This is a genomic window from Streptomyces albus subsp. chlorinus (assembly GCF_013302895.1).
In the GTDB taxonomy this organism is placed as follows: domain Bacteria; phylum Actinomycetota; class Actinomycetes; order Streptomycetales; family Streptomycetaceae; genus Streptomyces; species Streptomyces chlorinus.
In genome coordinates this window covers 5,399,928-5,414,760 of sequence record NZ_VJOK01000001.1, presented here as the reverse complement: position 1 = coordinate 5,414,760, position 14,833 = coordinate 5,399,928, and the positions used below count along the sequence as shown (strand labels likewise).

Annotated in this window: 19 protein-coding genes and 1 pseudogene; 13 read left to right on the top strand and 7 right to left on the bottom strand. The window is 71.9% G+C overall.

All coding sequences use genetic code 11. The annotated features are described in order from the left end of the window. The 3 genes from FM076_RS34125 to FM076_RS23820 all read left to right on the top strand — a co-directional run. On the top strand, window positions 1-1,001 hold a 1,001-nt coding region (locus tag FM076_RS34125; protein WP_243274622.1), incomplete at its 5' end, for an AIM24 family protein. Between the two features lie 13 nt (window positions 1,002-1,014). Beyond that, window positions 1,015-1,701, top strand: a complete 687-nt coding sequence (locus tag FM076_RS23825; protein WP_173872980.1) for an AIM24 family protein — start codon at window positions 1,015-1,017, stop codon at window positions 1,699-1,701. A 17-nt stretch (window positions 1,702-1,718) separates the two neighbouring features. Continuing rightward, window positions 1,719-2,474, top strand: a complete 756-nt coding sequence (locus FM076_RS23820) for an AIM24 family protein (protein WP_173872979.1) — start codon at window positions 1,719-1,721, stop codon at window positions 2,472-2,474. A gap of 66 nt (window positions 2,475-2,540) precedes the next feature. On the opposite strand, the gene FM076_RS23815 is transcribed toward FM076_RS23820, so the two are convergent. From FM076_RS23815 to FM076_RS23805, 3 genes are read right to left on the bottom strand one after another with little or no spacing between them, the layout of a single operon-like run. Continuing rightward, window positions 2,541-3,191 (bottom strand): hypothetical protein, encoded by a 651-nt coding sequence (locus FM076_RS23815; RefSeq protein WP_173872978.1) that lies wholly within the window; start codon window positions 3,189-3,191, stop codon window positions 2,541-2,543. Further along, complete coding sequence (locus tag FM076_RS23810) at window positions 3,188-4,504, bottom strand: AAA family ATPase (RefSeq protein ID WP_173872977.1); 1,317 nt, start codon at window positions 4,502-4,504, stop codon at window positions 3,188-3,190. Before FM076_RS23810 ends, FM076_RS23815 begins: the two co-directional genes overlap by 4 nt. 51 nt (window positions 4,505-4,555) lie before the next feature. After that, window positions 4,556-5,200 carry an ATP-binding protein gene (locus FM076_RS23805; RefSeq protein WP_173872976.1) on the bottom strand — a complete coding sequence of 215 codons (645 nt, stop codon included), beginning with the start codon at window positions 5,198-5,200 and terminating at the stop codon, window positions 4,556-4,558. A gap of 184 nt (window positions 5,201-5,384) precedes the next feature. Between FM076_RS23805 and FM076_RS23800 the strand changes: the two genes are divergently transcribed. The 5 genes from FM076_RS23800 to FM076_RS23785 all read left to right on the top strand — a co-directional run bounded on the left by FM076_RS23800 (window position 5,385) and on the right by FM076_RS23785 (window position 7,940). Beyond that, on the top strand, window positions 5,385-6,257 hold the full coding sequence (locus tag FM076_RS23800; protein ID WP_173872975.1) for a helix-turn-helix domain-containing protein: 873 nt from the start codon (window positions 5,385-5,387) through the stop codon (window positions 6,255-6,257). Beyond that, the gene (locus FM076_RS23795; protein WP_173872974.1) at window positions 6,254-6,478 is read left to right on the top strand and encodes a DUF397 domain-containing protein; all 225 of its coding nucleotides are present in this window, start codon (window positions 6,254-6,256) and stop codon (window positions 6,476-6,478) included. The genes FM076_RS23800 and FM076_RS23795 overlap by 4 nt, the downstream gene beginning before the upstream one ends. A gap of 144 nt (window positions 6,479-6,622) precedes the next feature. Further along, entirely contained in the window at window positions 6,623-6,754 is a 132-nt protein-coding gene (locus tag FM076_RS34715; RefSeq protein WP_274598832.1) for a hypothetical protein, read from the top strand. Further along, the gene (locus tag FM076_RS23790; RefSeq protein ID WP_173872973.1) at window positions 6,751-6,957 is read left to right on the top strand and encodes a DUF397 domain-containing protein; all 207 of its coding nucleotides are present in this window, start codon (window positions 6,751-6,753) and stop codon (window positions 6,955-6,957) included. Before FM076_RS34715 ends, FM076_RS23790 begins: the two co-directional genes overlap by 4 nt. Before the next feature lie 8 nt (window positions 6,958-6,965). After that, the gene (locus FM076_RS23785) at window positions 6,966-7,940 is read left to right on the top strand and encodes an MBL fold metallo-hydrolase (RefSeq protein ID WP_173872972.1); all 975 of its coding nucleotides are present in this window, start codon (window positions 6,966-6,968) and stop codon (window positions 7,938-7,940) included. 79 nt (window positions 7,941-8,019) lie between these two features. Here the strand turns inward: FM076_RS23785 and gatB are convergent, their stop codons facing one another. The 4 genes from gatB to gatC are packed head-to-tail and all read right to left on the bottom strand — an operon-like array spanning window position 8,020 to window position 11,592. Beyond that, window positions 8,020-9,528, bottom strand: a complete 1,509-nt coding sequence (gene gatB, locus FM076_RS23780) for an Asp-tRNA(Asn)/Glu-tRNA(Gln) amidotransferase subunit GatB (RefSeq protein WP_428814990.1) — start codon at window positions 9,526-9,528, stop codon at window positions 8,020-8,022. A gap of 26 nt (window positions 9,529-9,554) precedes the next feature. Then, the gene (locus FM076_RS23775; RefSeq protein ID WP_173872971.1) at window positions 9,555-9,797 is read right to left on the bottom strand and encodes a hypothetical protein; all 243 of its coding nucleotides are present in this window, start codon (window positions 9,795-9,797) and stop codon (window positions 9,555-9,557) included. Continuing rightward, window positions 9,794-11,290 (bottom strand): Asp-tRNA(Asn)/Glu-tRNA(Gln) amidotransferase subunit GatA, encoded by a 1,497-nt coding sequence (gene gatA / locus FM076_RS23770; protein ID WP_173872970.1) that lies wholly within the window; start codon window positions 11,288-11,290, stop codon window positions 9,794-9,796. Before gatA ends, FM076_RS23775 begins: the two co-directional genes overlap by 4 nt. 5 nt (window positions 11,291-11,295) lie before the next feature. Then, entirely contained in the window at window positions 11,296-11,592 is a 297-nt protein-coding gene (gene gatC, locus FM076_RS23765) for an Asp-tRNA(Asn)/Glu-tRNA(Gln) amidotransferase subunit GatC (RefSeq protein WP_173872969.1), read from the bottom strand. Between the two features lie 223 nt (window positions 11,593-11,815). Between gatC and FM076_RS23760 the strand changes: the two genes are divergently transcribed. The 5 genes and pseudogenes from FM076_RS23760 to FM076_RS34120 form a co-directional block, all read left to right on the top strand. Then, window positions 11,816-11,995: a hypothetical protein gene (locus FM076_RS23760; protein ID WP_243275066.1), complete on the top strand. Its 180-nt coding sequence runs from the start codon at window positions 11,816-11,818 to the stop codon at window positions 11,993-11,995. Between the two features lie 8 nt (window positions 11,996-12,003). After that, entirely contained in the window at window positions 12,004-12,708 is a 705-nt protein-coding gene (locus FM076_RS23755; RefSeq protein WP_243274621.1) for a hypothetical protein, read from the top strand. Beyond that, entirely contained in the window at window positions 12,705-13,724 is a 1,020-nt protein-coding gene (locus FM076_RS23750; protein WP_345945187.1) for a DUF6895 family protein, read from the top strand. Before FM076_RS23755 ends, FM076_RS23750 begins: the two co-directional genes overlap by 4 nt. After that, on the top strand, window positions 13,721-14,650 hold the full coding sequence (locus FM076_RS23745) for a DUF6895 family protein (RefSeq protein ID WP_173872967.1): 930 nt from the start codon (window positions 13,721-13,723) through the stop codon (window positions 14,648-14,650). Before FM076_RS23750 ends, FM076_RS23745 begins: the two co-directional genes overlap by 4 nt. Continuing rightward, window positions 14,647-14,833: pseudogene (locus tag FM076_RS34120) on the top strand (penicillin-binding protein); the annotation flags it as partial. The gene FM076_RS23745 and the pseudogene FM076_RS34120, both read left to right, overlap by 4 nt.

The following is a 14,833-nucleotide window of genomic DNA, read 5'->3' as shown; positions in this document are numbered from 1 at the left end:
CGCCGCAGCAGGACGGCCAGGTGCCCCCGCCCGCGCAGCCGGGCCCGCCCGGACCGCAGCAGTACACGGTGCCCGGCATGCCCCAGCCCCCGCAGGCACCTCAGGCTCCCCAGGCGCCGCAATTCCAGCAGGCGCCCCAGGCCCCCCAGGCGCCCGAAGCCCCGCAGGCGCCTCAGCAGTTCCAACCGCCGCAGCCTCCCCCGCCGCAGCCGCAGCCCGGGCCGCCCGCCCCGCCCGGGGGCCAGCAGCTGTCCAACCCGTTCGCCCAGCAGCAGCCGGGTGGGATGGGCGGTTTCGGCGGCCAGGCCCCGCCCGCGCCGCAGATCCCGCAGGGTCCGGCGGCCGGCATCGGTGCCGCCCTCCAGAAGTTCCACGAGGCGCCGACCGGTCAGCGCTGGACGCTGCAGAACCCCTCCCTCGTCCGCGCGGACATCGGCGTCGACGGGCAGCCCGTGCTCGCCAAGCAGGGCAGCATGGTGCTGTACCAGGGCAAGGTGGACTTCTCCTACAAGGGCGCCGGCTTCACCGGCCGCGTGGTCGGCAACGCGACCGGCCAGGAGATGCAGCTGATGCGGTGCAGCGGGCGCGGTCAGGTGTTCTTCGCCGAGAACGCGGCCCACATCCACCCGATCGAGCTGCAGGGCGACGCGATCTGCGTCTCGGCGGAGAACGTGCTCGCCTTCGACGAGTCGCTGCACCACGAGGTGCGCCGGATCGAGGGCCACGGCATCCCCGGCGGCGCGCTGTTCACCATGCAGTTCACCGGCACCGGGACGGTCGTCGTCAAGACCCAGGGCACCCCGGTGGTCCTCCCGGTCACCCCGACGACGTTCGCCGACGCACAGGCCGTGGTCGCCTGGTCGGCGGCGGCGCAGGTCATCATCTCCAGCCAGGTCCGGCTGCGCCGCAACGCCTATCCGGGGCACAGCGGCGAGACCGTGAACCTCCAGTTCCGGGGCGCGCCCGGCAACTTCATCGTCGTCCAGCCGTACGAGGTCTGAGGGGGAGCCCGTCATGAACCAGCCGGCAGCACTCGCGAACTTCGCACCCGCTCCCGTCACCGCCCGCATGGAGAACCACGGCGCGCACATGGTGAAGGTCGCCATGCGGTCCGGGGCCGATCTGTTCGCCCGGCCGGGCTCCATGGTCGCCTACGAGGGCTTCGTGCAGTACGAGGCCAACCCGCCCGCCGTGCGCCAGATGGCCTCGCAGTGGCTGACCGGGGAGAAGAACCCGCTCATGCTGTGCCGCGGCGACGGCCTGCTCTACCTGGCCGACTACGGCGCCGACGTGGTGTGCCTCAACCTCAACGAGGAGGCGCTGTCGGTCAACGGCACCAACCTCCTCGCCTTCGACGCCCACCTCCAGTGGGGCGTCGAGCGGGTCAAGGGGCTCGCCAAGTTCGCCGGGCAGGGCCTGTTCAACGTCGGCGTGCGCGGCACCGGATGGGTCGCGCTGACCTCGCGCGGCGCGCCCGTCGTCGTCGACTGCGGGCGCGGCGAGGACGAGACGTATGTGGACCCGGACGCGCTCGTGGCCTGGTCCAGCGGTCTGAAGATGAAGGGCAAGCGCAGCATGAAGGCCGGGGCGCTGATCGGCCGGGGCAGCGGTGAGGCGTACCAGATCGCCTTCTCCGGCCAGGGCTTCGTGGTGGTCCAGCCGAGCGAGGACAGCACGGACCGCATCCGGATCCGGGGCTGAAGGGAAGGGAAACAGCCGTGCAGAGTTCACTCTTCGCATACGCCGAGGTCCAGACCCAGGACCGGTACGCCGTGCAGAACCCGCAGCTGCTGCGGGTCCAGCTGACCGGGCACGACGACGTGCTGGCCCGCCAGGGCGCGATGGTCGCCTACCAGGGGCTGCTGGAGTTCGACGCCGAGTACGAGCCGGGCAGCCGGCGGCGCGGCCCGGCCAACGAGCACCTGCCGCTGATGCGCTGCTCGGGCCAGGGAACGGTCTTCCTCGCCAACCTGGCGCAGTATGTGCACGTGGTGGACGTCGACCGGGACGGGCTGACGGTGGACGCCGCCTACGTCCTGGCCATGGACTCCACCCTGCACCACGAGATCATCTCCGTGGACAGCCAGTTCGGCATCTCCGGCACGGGGGCCTACAACCTCAACATCACCGGCCAGGGCAAGGTCGCCCTGATGACGTCCGGCCAGCCGCTGCTGCTGAACGTCACACCGGACACCTACGTCAACGCGGACGCGGACGCCGTCGTGGCCTGGTCCAGCGGCCTGCGCGTCCAGATGCAGGCCCAGACCTCCTCGCAGGGGGTGTGGCGCCGCCGGGGCACCACCGGCGAGGGCTGGGAACTCTCCTTCCTCGGCCAGGGCTACGCCCTCGTCCAGCCCAGCGAGCTGCTTCCGCCGCAGGGCGCGGAGATCGGCGGCGGCCTGCGCGCCCAGTACGGCATGGGCGCCCAGGGCGCCCGCGGCCAGAACCAGGGCAACATCTTCACCAACCGCTGAGGCGCACGCCGATTGCCGCCGGCCCCTCCCTGCTGCCTGGAGAGGGGCCGACGGCTCCGGGGGCGGTCACAGGTAGCGAGGCGTGAGCGCCGCCTCGGTCGCTTCCCGCCACGCCCGGTAGGAGGGCACCTTGTCCAGCTCGTTCAGGTCGGTGTACTCCACCAGCCGGTCGGCGTCGTCCTGGAGCACGACGTGGGCGTCCGCACCCAGAAGCTGTTTCCACACCTGCTTGGGGCCCAGCTTCTCCCCCTTGGCCTTCCCGGCGGACCCCACATGTTTCTCCACCTCGGCGGGCGTGCCGTAGGGGTAGCCGTCGAGGTCCAGACCCGGGACGACCTTCTCCAGCGCGCCCTTGTCCGCCAGCATCCACGACTCCGTCATCAGCACCGGCACCAGAGCGACCGGCTGGGCGGCACGCTTGTGCTCCGTACGCCATGCCTCCAGCGCCGCGACGTAGGCGCGGGCCTTGTCGGCGGCATCCCAGTCGCAGTGCACGAAGAGCACCTGGCAGTCCCGTGCGAGCGAGCGTGCCTCCGTCAGTACGTCGTCGGCGGACCTGGTGGTACGGACGTCGGAAACCTCGCAGCCGAGGACATTGACGTGCCGGTCCGACGCGTGGAGCAGCTCCAGCAACTGCTTGTGGATCAGGTGGGACAGATACCTCTCGTCGCTGTTGCCCTCACACAGCAGACCGGGCCGCAGGAACTCCTCCTTCACGCCGCCTCCTGTCCCAGCCGGCGCAGGAGCCTGGCGACCTGGTCGGGGGAGATGGACGCCTCCGGCACGTCGTCACCCGCGCGCAGCGGCAGCGCGCGGGTCACCCGGGAGACGGTGCGATCCTCGGGGTTCGTACGGTGCGCCTGCTCCAGGAAGACGAGACTGCCGCTGAGGTCCGTGCGGAGAGCCGCCAGCAGAGCGGGCGAATGCGTGGTCGCGATCAGCTGCCGGTACGGGGCGCGCTTGCGCTGCGGGCCGGTCGAGACCCCCACCCGGCGCCGCAGCCGGCGCACCAGATCGGCGACGTACGAGGGGTGCATGCCGTTCTCCAGCTCTTCCACACACAGGGTGCCGGGGCGCAAGGGATCCATCGAGGCGGCAAGCAGGCCCAGCATCCGCAGGGTGCCGTCGGACAGCAGCGACGGGACCAGCCATCCGGTGTGCTCGAACTCCACCTCGAAGTCGTACTCGTCCCGCCGCTCGATGAGATACGGCCGCACGTCCCGCAGCCCTTCGACCAACCCGGCGCAGTCGGCGACATACCGCCGCCAGATGTGCTCAGGTGCCCGTTCGAGCCGTGCCAGCGCGAGCGCGAGATGATCGCCGTGGACTCCCAGCGGGGCGTCCAGTCCGGCAGGTGACAGTTGTCGCATGATCTCGGGACGGAGTTGCAGGGGCTCCCATCCACGGCACTCGTTCGCCACAAGACTCAGCAGCTCAGCCGCACCCCTGCTTTCCGGGAAGAGGTCGAACAGGTCGTCCTGGCTCGCGCCCTCGCTGCCTGCGCCCGGGAAATAGCCCTGCCCGACGGGGGCGATCTCCGTCCCCGTACGGGCCAGGAACCGCTCGCGTGCCTCGCGCATCGCTGACAGCACACCGTCGTCCAGCCCGATGTCCCGCACCCAGTCGGCCGCCTGGAGGCTGCTGACCCACACGGCGCTCTTGCCACGGACGAGACCGGGAGCACTCGCAGGACCCGCCTCCCGCTGTTCACGTGCCACGGTCAGCCGCAGCCGCAACGGCAGCGGCCCCTCCGCGGCCGGTACCACCATCCCCACCTCGATCGTGAACGCGTCCCGCTGCACACGTCCGTCGTCGCCACCCCGGTGGAACAGGCCCTTCGGCGAAAGCCGGACATCTTCCGCAACGGTCTCCTCGAACCCGTGCAGCACCGTGCCCGCCGCCAGCCGCAGCGCGTCGAACAGGTTGGATTTCCCCGCCCCGTTCGCCCCGAGCATGATCAACGACGGCGGTACGTCGAGTTGGAAGCCCACGAAGGACTTGAAGCCGTCCACCCGGATCTGCGTGATCAATTCAACCCTCCGACCTGCGACGGTGGCGCGCGGGGCCCACCCTAGCGGCGTTCACGGCGCCCACACCCCAGGACCGCCCCGCACGCGCAGGGTCGCGGCCGGGGAGACGCGCAGGGCAGGGCCCTGTTCCAGGGAGAGGACGAGGGTGAGGCCGCCGGTGAGGAAGGGTTCGGTGCGAACCGACCGGACGGTATGCCAGGTGCCGTGGGCGTGGATGTGGTGGCCGGGCTGGATGGTGAGGGCGGTGGCGGTCACCTCCGCCGGCTCGGCCGGCATCCCGCCCCGCACCTGGGCCCACACCGTCTTCCCGATGCCGCACGCGCGGCGCTCCGTACCCCACCGGTACGCCAGCGCGTCGACGAGCAGCAGCCCGTACCCGCCCTCGTCCTCCCCCGGGACGGGCTCCCGGCGCCGCGGCGCCGACGCGTTGGTGTCGCTCACTTCCATGCGGAGGTCGCCCTCCTCCAGCCGTACGACGCGGACCGCGACCTGCCGATCGCGGGGCGCCCGCGCCCCCACCGCGTTGGTGACCAGCTCGGAGAGCACCAGTTCGGCGTCGCCCCGCACACGGGGGCTCACGCCCCACTCGGTGAGCACCGCCCGCACCGTCCGCCGCGCACGGGGCACACTCCGCCGCGTGCGGGACACCCGGAAAGTCATGTCGTACGTCTCGTTGTTGCTGGGCTGGTCGGCCATATGCGGCTCCAGAAGTCGAGTGGGCTGAAGTCCCCGCTTCGCAACCGCAGTTCGGCTGCTTATGCCCCGTAGCGTGGCGGCAACATGATGAAGCGTGCAACGTTGAATGGAGAATCGGGCGCGAGATTCACTCTTTCGGAGATACGGTGGAGCTGCTGTTCCACGCTCTGGTACGCAGTGACACATGCCACCTGTGAAGCCATCCACCGTGCTCGGCCGCCAACTCGGCGACGAACTCCGCCGGTTCCGAGTCGCCGCAGCGCTCTCCACCACCGATGCCGCCGCAGTGCTCGACTGCACCAAAGGCAAGATCAGCCGCATGGAGAACGGGCACGTTCCGGTTCGCCTGCCCGACCTCAAGGCGCTCATCAGCGCCTACGGCATCTCGGACGTCCGGGCCCAAGAACGTCTCACCGCACTGACCCGCCGCGCCAACCGTCGCCGCCGCGACGGCTGGTGGCACCAGTACAGCTCGGTGCTGAGCGATGCCTACCGGGATCAGATCGAGATGGAGGCCATCTGCTCCGGAATCCGCACCTTCCAAGCGCAGGTGGTCCCGGGCCTGCTCCAGACCGCCGAGTACGCGCGCGCCATCGCCGTCGCCTCCCCCGGCTGGGACACTCCCGAGGAGATCGAACAGGTCGTCCAGGTCCGCATGGCCCGGCAACGGCGGCTCACCGACGAGGACCCCATGCAGTTCTGGGCCGTCCTCACCGAGGGAGTTCTCCACCAGCAGGTCGGCGGGCCCTCTGTGATGGCTGCGCAGCTCGCCTCGCTCGTCGCCCTGGCCGACCGCCCGAACATCACCTTGCAAGTGCTCCCATTCTCCCGCGGAGCGCACGCCAGTATGCTCGGCCCTTATGTGCTGCTCGGTTTCCCGCAGCCGGCGGCACTCGACCTGGTGTTGTCAGAGACAGCCACCGGTAACACGTGGATCGAGCGGGAGGCGGACGTCGTGAGCTATCAAGCGCTCTTCGACGACGCGCGCACCACAGCCCTCCCACCGGCGGACTCGGTGACCATGATTGAGCGCATAGCAGCGAAGGCCAAACGATGAGACGTGCCCCCAGCCCGCGTCAGGGGAACAGCCCCGCTTGGCGCACCAGCAGCCACAGCGGAGCCCACGGCGACTGCGTCGAGGTCGCCACCAACCTCGACGCCACCGTTCCCGTGCGGGACACCAAACAGCACAACCACCGCCCCCAGCCCACCCTCGTCTTCCCCCGCGAGGCGTGGGCGCGGTTCCTTGCCCGCTGCGAGGGGGAACAGGGCGCGTAATCGGCCCACGACTGCTGGTCGCCGGAGCACCTCGCTGCGGCCGGTGGAACGTCCCCCATCCGTTCATTCGGCAAGTCACGAGTTCGTCAGTTCGGCGCATTCCCCATCCTGACCAAACGCCGGACACGCGGCATAGTGCTGGCCATGCAGGGTCCGAGGGGCATGCCCCGCGAGCTGGAGGACATCTCGGACTTCCACGGAGTGTTCGCGGGCACCCTGTCGCCGACCGACTCGCTCGCCCCCGTCCACCGAGTAGCCCAGGAGTCCCGGTCATGAATCCGCTCCCGCAATGGCACACCAGCAGTCACAGCGACGACCGCGAAATGTGCGTCGAGGTCGCCACCAACCTCGACGCCACCGTTCCCGTGCGGGACACCAAACAGCGCGACCACCACCCCCAGCCCACCCTCGTCTTCCCCCGCGAGGCGTGGGCGCGGTTCGTCACCCACGTCACGCCCCAGGAGGGGCGTCACGGATAATCGCCCCCATGGCGAAACTCTCCCCCTCCTCCCTCCGTGACCTCGGCGACGGCCTCTACCTCTGGAACCCCCCGCGCCGGGGGTGGGGGCTGGCCAACTGCGGCCTGCTGACGGGCCCGGAGGGCGGGCTGTGGATCGACACCCCGTACGACCGCCCCCTCGCGGAGGCCTTCCTCGCCGCCTCCCGCGACATACTGGGCGACGCGGACATCGACCGCGTCGTCGTCACGCACGCCAACGGCGACCACCTGTGGGGCGCCGACGTCGTGCCGGAGGCGGAGGTGATCGCCACCCGGGAGGCGCGGCACCACATCGAGCTGGAGCCGACGCCCGAGCAGTTGCGGGGCCTCATCGAGACGGCGGGCGAGGGTTCGCGCGTGGGCCGCTACATGAGCGCGCACTTCGGGCACTTCGACTGGTCACGCACCCGTGTGCGGCGCCCCGACACGGTCTTCGAGGGCACTGTCGAGCTGACGGTGGGCGGCTGTCCCGTGCTGTTGACCAGCTTGCCGTCCGCGCACACGACGGGCGACCTGACCGTCCACCTGCCCGAGCAGGGCGTGGTGTTCACGGGCGACATCGTCTTCGGTTCGACGGCGGAGAACCCCGGGGACCACGCGGTGCACTGGGCGGGGCCGCTGGAGAACATCGTCGCGGCGTGCGAACGGGTGCTGGACACCGGTGCCCGCACCATCGTGCCCGGGCACGGGCCGGTGCTCGGCCAGGACGGCCTGCGGGCCCACATCGCCTACCTGTCCCGGGTGCGGGAGCGCGTACACGCTCTGCACGCGCGGGGCGTCCCCGCGCTGGAGGCGGCCCGCACCCTCGCCCGCGAGAACGAGTGGCCCGAACTGGGGCTGGTGGAGCGCCTGGTGGTGACCGTCGGCACGGAGTACCGGCACCTGGACGGCACCGAGCCGCAGCCGATTGCCCACGTCATCCCCGACATGGCGGCCTTCGCCGAGGAGTTCTCCACCGCCTGACGACTGAAGGCACAAGGGCGCACGCCCCCGGCGGAAGGGTACCGCCGGGGGCGTGCGCGTTGGCAGCGGGCGGCGGGCCTCAGCCCTCCACGCCCAGCCGCTCCAGGATCATCTGGCGGGCGCGGGCCGCGTCCGCCTGACCGCGGGTGGCCTTCATGACGGCGCCGACCAGCGCGCCGGCAGCCGCCACCTTGCCGCCGCGGATCTTCTCGGCGACGTCCGGGTTGGCGGCGATGGCCTCGTCCACGGCGGTGCCGAGCGCGCCCTCGTCGGAGACGATCTTGAGGCCGCGCTTCTCGACGACCTCGTCCGGGGAGCCCTCCCCGGCGAGCACGCCCTCGATGGTCTGCCGGGCGAGCTTGTCGTTGAGCGATCCCTCGGCGACCAGCGCGCAGATCCGGGCGACCTGCTCGGGGGTGATGGGCAGCGCGGTCAGCTCGACGCCGTCCTCGTTGGCGCGCCGGGCCAGCTCGCCCATCCACCACTTGCGGGCCTGGTCGGCGGGCGCGCCCGCGTCCACGGTGGCGACGATCGGGTCGACGGCGCCCGCGTTGAGCACCGACTGCATCTCGTGCTCGGAGATGCCCCACTCCTCGCGCAGCCGCATCCGGCGCACCCGGGGCAGCTCCGGCAGGGTGGCACGCAGCTCCTCCACCCACGCGCGCGAGGGCGCGACGGGCACCAGGTCGGGCTCGGGGAAGTAGCGGTAGTCCTCCGCCTCCTCCTTGACGCGGCCGGAGGTGGTGGAGCCGTCGTCCTCGTGGAAGTGGCGGGTCTCCTGGATGATCGTGCCGCCGGAGGAGAGCACGGCCGCGTGGCGCTGGATCTCGAACCGGGCGGCGCGCTCGACGCTGCGCAGCGAGTTGACGTTCTTCGTCTCGCTGCGGGTGCCGAACTTCTCGGTGCCCTTGGGGCGCAGCGACAGGTTGACGTCGCAGCGCAGCTGGCCCATCTCCATGCGTGCCTCGGAGACGCCCAGCGCCCTGATCAGCTCGCGCAGTTCGGCGACGTACGCCTTGGCGACCTCGGGGGCGCGCTCCCCGGCGCCCACGATGGGCTTGGTGACGATCTCGATGAGGGGGATGCCCGCGCGGTTGTAGTCGAGCAGCGAGTGCGAGGCGCCGTGGATGCGGCCGGTGGCGCCGCCCACGTGGGTGGACTTGCCGGTGTCCTCCTCCATGTGGGCGCGCTCGATCTCGACGCGGAAGACCTCGCCGTCCTCCAGCTGGACGTTCAGGTAGCCGTCGAAGGCGATCGGCTCGTCGTACTGGGAGGTCTGGAAGTTCTTCGGCATGTCCGGATAGAAGTAGTTCTTCCGGGCGAAGCGGCACCAGTCGGCGATGGAGCAGTTGAGCGCCAGGCCGATGCGGATGGCGGACTCCACGCCCGCCTTGTTGACCACGGGCAGCGCGCCGGGCAGGCCCAGACAGGTCGGGCAGACCTGGCTGTTGGCCTCGGCGCCCAGCTCGGTCGAGCAGCCGCAGAACATCTTGGTCCTGGTGCCCAGCTCGACGTGGACCTCCAGGCCCATGACGGGGTCGTAGGAGGCCAGCGCCTCGTCGTACGACACCAGTTCGGTGACGGTCACGGAAATCTGTACCTTTCTTGCCCGCGTCAGTCGTCGAGGATGTCGTCGACGTCCAGGCGCCGCAGCTCGCGCACGAGCAGGACGACGCCCGTCACGATGCCGGCGGCGGAGACCGCCACATCGATCAGCTGCAGCGTGTCCCCTTCCTTCCTGGCCTCCTTGGCGCGCTTGATGGTGCCGGGCACGCCGATGAGCGACGTGGCGATCGAGAAGTACAGCCCGGTCCTGGACTTCTTGAACCCCTTGGCCTTCTCCAGCTTGGAACTCACAGCGACGGTGCCTCCTCTAGCAGCGGGTGACCCCAACGTGCCTGGAAGGCGGCCTCCACGGCCGCACCGACACGGTAGAGCCTGTCATCGGCCATGGCGGGGGCGACGATCTGAAGCCCCACCGGGAGCCCGTCCTCCGGCGCCAGCCCGCACGGGATCGACATGGCGGCGTTGCCGGCCAGGTTGGACGGGATGGTGCACAGGTCGGCGAGGTACATCGCCATCGGGTCGTCGACGCGCTCCCCGATCGGGAAGGCGGTGGTCGGCGTGGTCGGCGAGACCACCACGTCCACCTGCTCGAACGCCTTCTCGAAGTCCCGGGCGATCAGCGTACGGACCTTCTGCGCCGAGCCGTAGTAGGCGTCGTAGTAGCCGGAGCTGAGCGCGTAGGTGCCCAGCATGACGCGGCGCTTGACCTCGGGGCCGAAGCCGGCCTCGCGGGTGAGGGCGGTGACCTCCTCGGCCGAGTGGCTGCCGTCGTCCCCGACGCGCAGGCCGTAGCGCATGGCGTCGAACCGGGCCAGGTTCGAGGAGCACTCCGAGGGCGCGATCAGGTAGTAGGCCGCCAGCGCCTTGGTGAACGAGGGGCAGGACAGCTCCACGACCTCGGCACCCAGCTCGCGCAGCAGCTCCACCGACTCGTCGAACCGCTGCATCACCCCGGCCTGGTAGCCCTCGCCGCGGAACTCCTGGACGACGCCGACCCGCAGGCCCTTGACGTCGCCGTCGCGTGCGGCGGCCACCACGTCCGGCACCGGCTGCGCGATGGACGTCGAGTCCTTCTCGTCGTGCCCGGCGATCACGCTGTGCAGCAGCGCCGCGTCCAGCACGGTGCGGGCGCACGGGCCCGCCTGGTCCAGGGACGAGGAGAAGGCGATCATGCCGTAGCGGGAGACACCGCCGTAGGTGGGCTTGACGCCGACGGTGCCGGTCACGGCGGCGGGCTGGCGGATCGAGCCGCCGGTGTCCGTGCCGATCGCCAGCGGCGCCTCGTAGGCGGCCAGCGAGGCCGCCGAACCGCCGCCGGAGCCGCCCGGGATGCGGGTGAGGTCCCACGGGTTGGCCGTCGGGCCGTACGCGCTGTTCTCGGTGGAGGACCCCATGGCGAACTCGTCCATGTTGGTCTTGCCGAGGATGACGACGCCGGCGTCCTTGAGGCGCTTGGTGACCGTCGCGTCATAGGGCGGGATCCAGCCCTCCAGGATCTTCGACCCCGCGGTGGTCGGCACGCCCTCGGTGGTGAACAGGTCCTTGAGGGCGAGCGGGACGCCGGCCAGCGGGCCCAGCTTCTCGCCGCGCTCGCGCTTGGCGTCCACCTCGCGCGCCTGGGCGAGGGCGCCCTCGCGGTCCACGTGCAGGAAGGCGTTGACCTTCTCGTCCACTGCGGCGATCCGGGCCAGGTGCGCCTCGGTCGCCTCGACGGCGGTGACCTCACCGCTCGCGATCTTCGCCGCCAGCTCGGCGGCGGTCAGCTTGATCAGTTCGCCGGCCATCCCGGTCACTCCTCTCCCAGGATCTGCGGCACCTTGAAGCGCTGCTGCTCCTGCGCGGGTGCGCCCGAGAGCGCCTGCTGCGGGGTCAGCGACGGGGTGACCTCGTCCTGTCGCATGACGTTGGTGAGCGGGAGCGGGTGGGAGGTCGGCGGTACGTCCTCGTCGGCGACATCGGAGACGGCGGCCACCGCGCCGATGATGTCGTCGAGCTGTCCGGCGAAGTGGTCGAGCTCTTCGTCCTTCAGCTCCAGGCGCGCCAGCTTCGCGAGGTGGGCGACCTCCTCGCGCGAGATGCCAGGCATGCAGCGGTCCTCTTGGTGGGTGAGTGTCGGATTGTCCGCCCCAATCCTATGGGGCGGCACCGACTGCCCTGGACGGGCGCACGCCCGGGACGCCGGGGCGCGGAACCGGTCGCCCCCTCCGGCTGCTTTGCCGGACTTACGCCGTGATTGGCCCGAATTGCGGAGATTCGTACAGGGGGGCACGCTGGAACGGTCCCCAGTGGAAAGGAGTGATCGTATGGCTATGGACCGCACGGCCCCGGCCGAGACGACGGCACTTGCCTCCGAGGTGGAGGGCCTGATGGAGGCCCCCGAGCCGGACGGCGTCTTCCGTGACTCCCGGGAGTGCGCGGGCGCGGCCCTGCTGGCCGCTCTGCTGCTCGCCTCTCCTCCGACCCCCCGTCCGAAGACGGAGACCAAGTAGGAGAAACCTTGACCCCACAGGCACAGGGGGCAGCCGCGCTGCGCGCGGTCGTCGCCGATGCCGCATCCGAGATCGCCCTTGCCCTGCGCGGCGAGGGCGATCCCTACGCGCTCTCCCGGATCCTGCGGCACCAGGAGGCGCTCGCCCCGGCGGCGGTGCGGGTACTGGGAGCCGACGTCCTGGCCCCGTACGCGGTGGAGGGCCACCCCGGCCCGGACGGTGCCGGCAGCGCGGACGCGGCGATGGTGCGGGAGGCGCTGACCGCCTTCCCGCCCGGCGACGGCGCCTCCGCCGTCTCGGCCTGGAACTGGCGCGGACTGCTGGAGGCGTCCCGCGCGCTCCTCCCCGCCCACGCGGGGCGCCTGCCGTCCGCGCCCGACCCGGCCGACGACTGGCCGGCCACCGACCCCTGGCCCCGGCTCTCCCACCGGGTCTCCCAGCTGGCCTCCCTCGCGCTGCCCGGACTCGCCCCGGACCTGACCGAACGGCTGGCCGCCCGCGCCGACGACCTGGCCCGCGGCTTCGTCCGCGCGGTACGCCGCCGCGACTGGCCGCAGTCGGCCGGACTGGGCCGGTGGCTGGCCCGGCTGCCGCAGACCCCGCCCACCCTCGGCCTGCAGAGCGGGCTGCTCTTCGTACGGCAGATGAGCGAGGACCCCCGCGTCGCCGTCCACGTCACCGCCGCCCAAACCTTCTTCGGACCAGGCCGGTGACCCGCACACGGACCGCCCCCGCACCGCACCCGGACCCGCACCCCGGGGACACCGCAGCCGGGCTGCTCGACCCCCTGGTGGACGAGGCCCTGGCCTGGACGGAACGGCACAGCGAGCACTTCCGGCTGCCGCCCGACGTCACCACCACCGGCGACCCCAATCTGACCCTCAAACCGCTGGGCGAACTCGCCGAGCTGACGGCGGTCGTCGCCGCCCGCCACCCCCTGCCCGGACCGCGCGCCCGGGCCGCACGGCTCTTCTCCTTCGCCTGGCGGCAGACCCGCGAGGGCGCCCTGTTCACCGAACTGGTCCGCGGGGAACCGCAGGCCACCTTCCCGGTCGAGCTGTACGCCGTCTTCGCCCGTGCCGGGCTGCGCGACCCGGCCGTCGAGGAGCTGCTGCGCACCACGACCGCGCTGCGCGGCTGGCGGGTGGCCCGCGACGACCACACCCGCACCCTGTCCGTGCTCAACGCCGAGGCGCGGATCGGCCTGCCGCCGCACGCCGACTTCGCCACGGTGCTGGCCCACACCGGACTGGGCCGCCGGACAGAGCCCTGGCTGCTGGAGTGCCGCACCGCCTACGGGCTCACCCACGACGTCTTCCACCTCACCGACTGGGGCCGCGACCCGTCCCGGCTCGCGGGCGGCACGGCGGAGTACCTGCGCGCCTGGCTGCCCGCCTGGGTGGAGAGCTGGCTGGAGGAACAGCTGTGGGACCTGGTGGGCGAGCTGCTGGCCGTGACGGCCTGCCTGCCCGGCGCCCCCTTCGACCCGGTGGCCTGGCGGCGGCTGGCCGGGGCCCGGAGCGCGGACGGGGCCCTCCCCGAACAGGGGGCGCCGCCCCCGGACGGCACCGGCACGAGGGAGACCTTCCTCGCCTGCTACCACTCCACCCTCGTCCTGGCGTTCGCCGCGACCCTGGCCCGGACCGCGCTCCCCGAGAGCGCCGCGAGCCCCCCGCTCCCCCAGAGCCCCGCGCTCCCCCAGAGCCCCGAGAGCGAGGCCCCCGTATGACCGTCCTCACCTCGGCTCCGCCCGCGCTGCTGCACACCGTCGGCGACCGCGCGCTGACCTGGCTGGACGCCCACCGCGACCACTTCCGGCTGACGGAGGCGGACAAGGCGCGCGGCGACACGCTGGTCGAACGCCTCAAGCCGATCGGTGAACTGGCGATCAACATGCGGATGCTCTTCCGCGAGGGCGTGGCCGGCGGCCGGCAGCGCACCCGGGCCGAGGCGCTGCTCGACTTCGCCTGGCGGGACCTGCTCGACGGCGGGAACGTGCTGGCCACCCACCAGCACAACGAACCCTTCTCCCCGGTGGCCCTGGAGATCTACGCCGTCTTCCACGAACTCGGCCACCGGCACCCCGGTCTCGACGCCGCCCTGGTCGCCCCCCGGCGCACCCTCACCTGGCGGGCGCTGGAGATGCCGGCCAGCCGCCGGCTGGGCGTCCTCAACGCGGAGCGCCGGATGGGGCTGGCCCCCAGCGGCGACATCGAACGGGCCACACAAGCCACCTGGCTCGGGCAGCGCCCCGAACCGTGGACGGTGCACCTGCACATCGCCTACGACATCACCCACACCGTCTTCCACCTCACCAACTGGGGCGAGCGGCCCGACGGCCTCCCCGCGCCGCTCGCGGAGTACCTGGAGCTGTACCTGCCCGCCTGGGCGGCGGACTGGGCCGAGCTGGAGCACTGGGACCTGCTGGGCGAACTCCTCGTCGTCGACGCCTGCCTGCCGCACCCCACGCTGGACGGGCAGCTGTGGGAGCGGTACGCGGCGGCCCAGTCGGATACGGGCGCGATGCCGCTGGTGGGCCGGATGCCCCAGGGCGACCCCGGCGACGTCTTCGACCTCGTGCACCACCCCACGCTGGTCGCCGCGTTCGCGTCCGCGATGGCCACCTCGCGCGCGCTGTCGGCGGGCGCCGGGTGACCGCCGGAGGCGGCGCACCGGCCCCGCTCGCGGACCGGCTCGCGCTGGAGGCCGCCCGCATCGACGCGCCGGACGTGGTGCTCGCTGTCACCCGGCACGGCGAACGGACCATGGCGACCTGCGGCCGGGCCGCCGAGGGCATCACCCCGCGCGACGCGCTGCGCTACGAACTCGGCTCGGTGA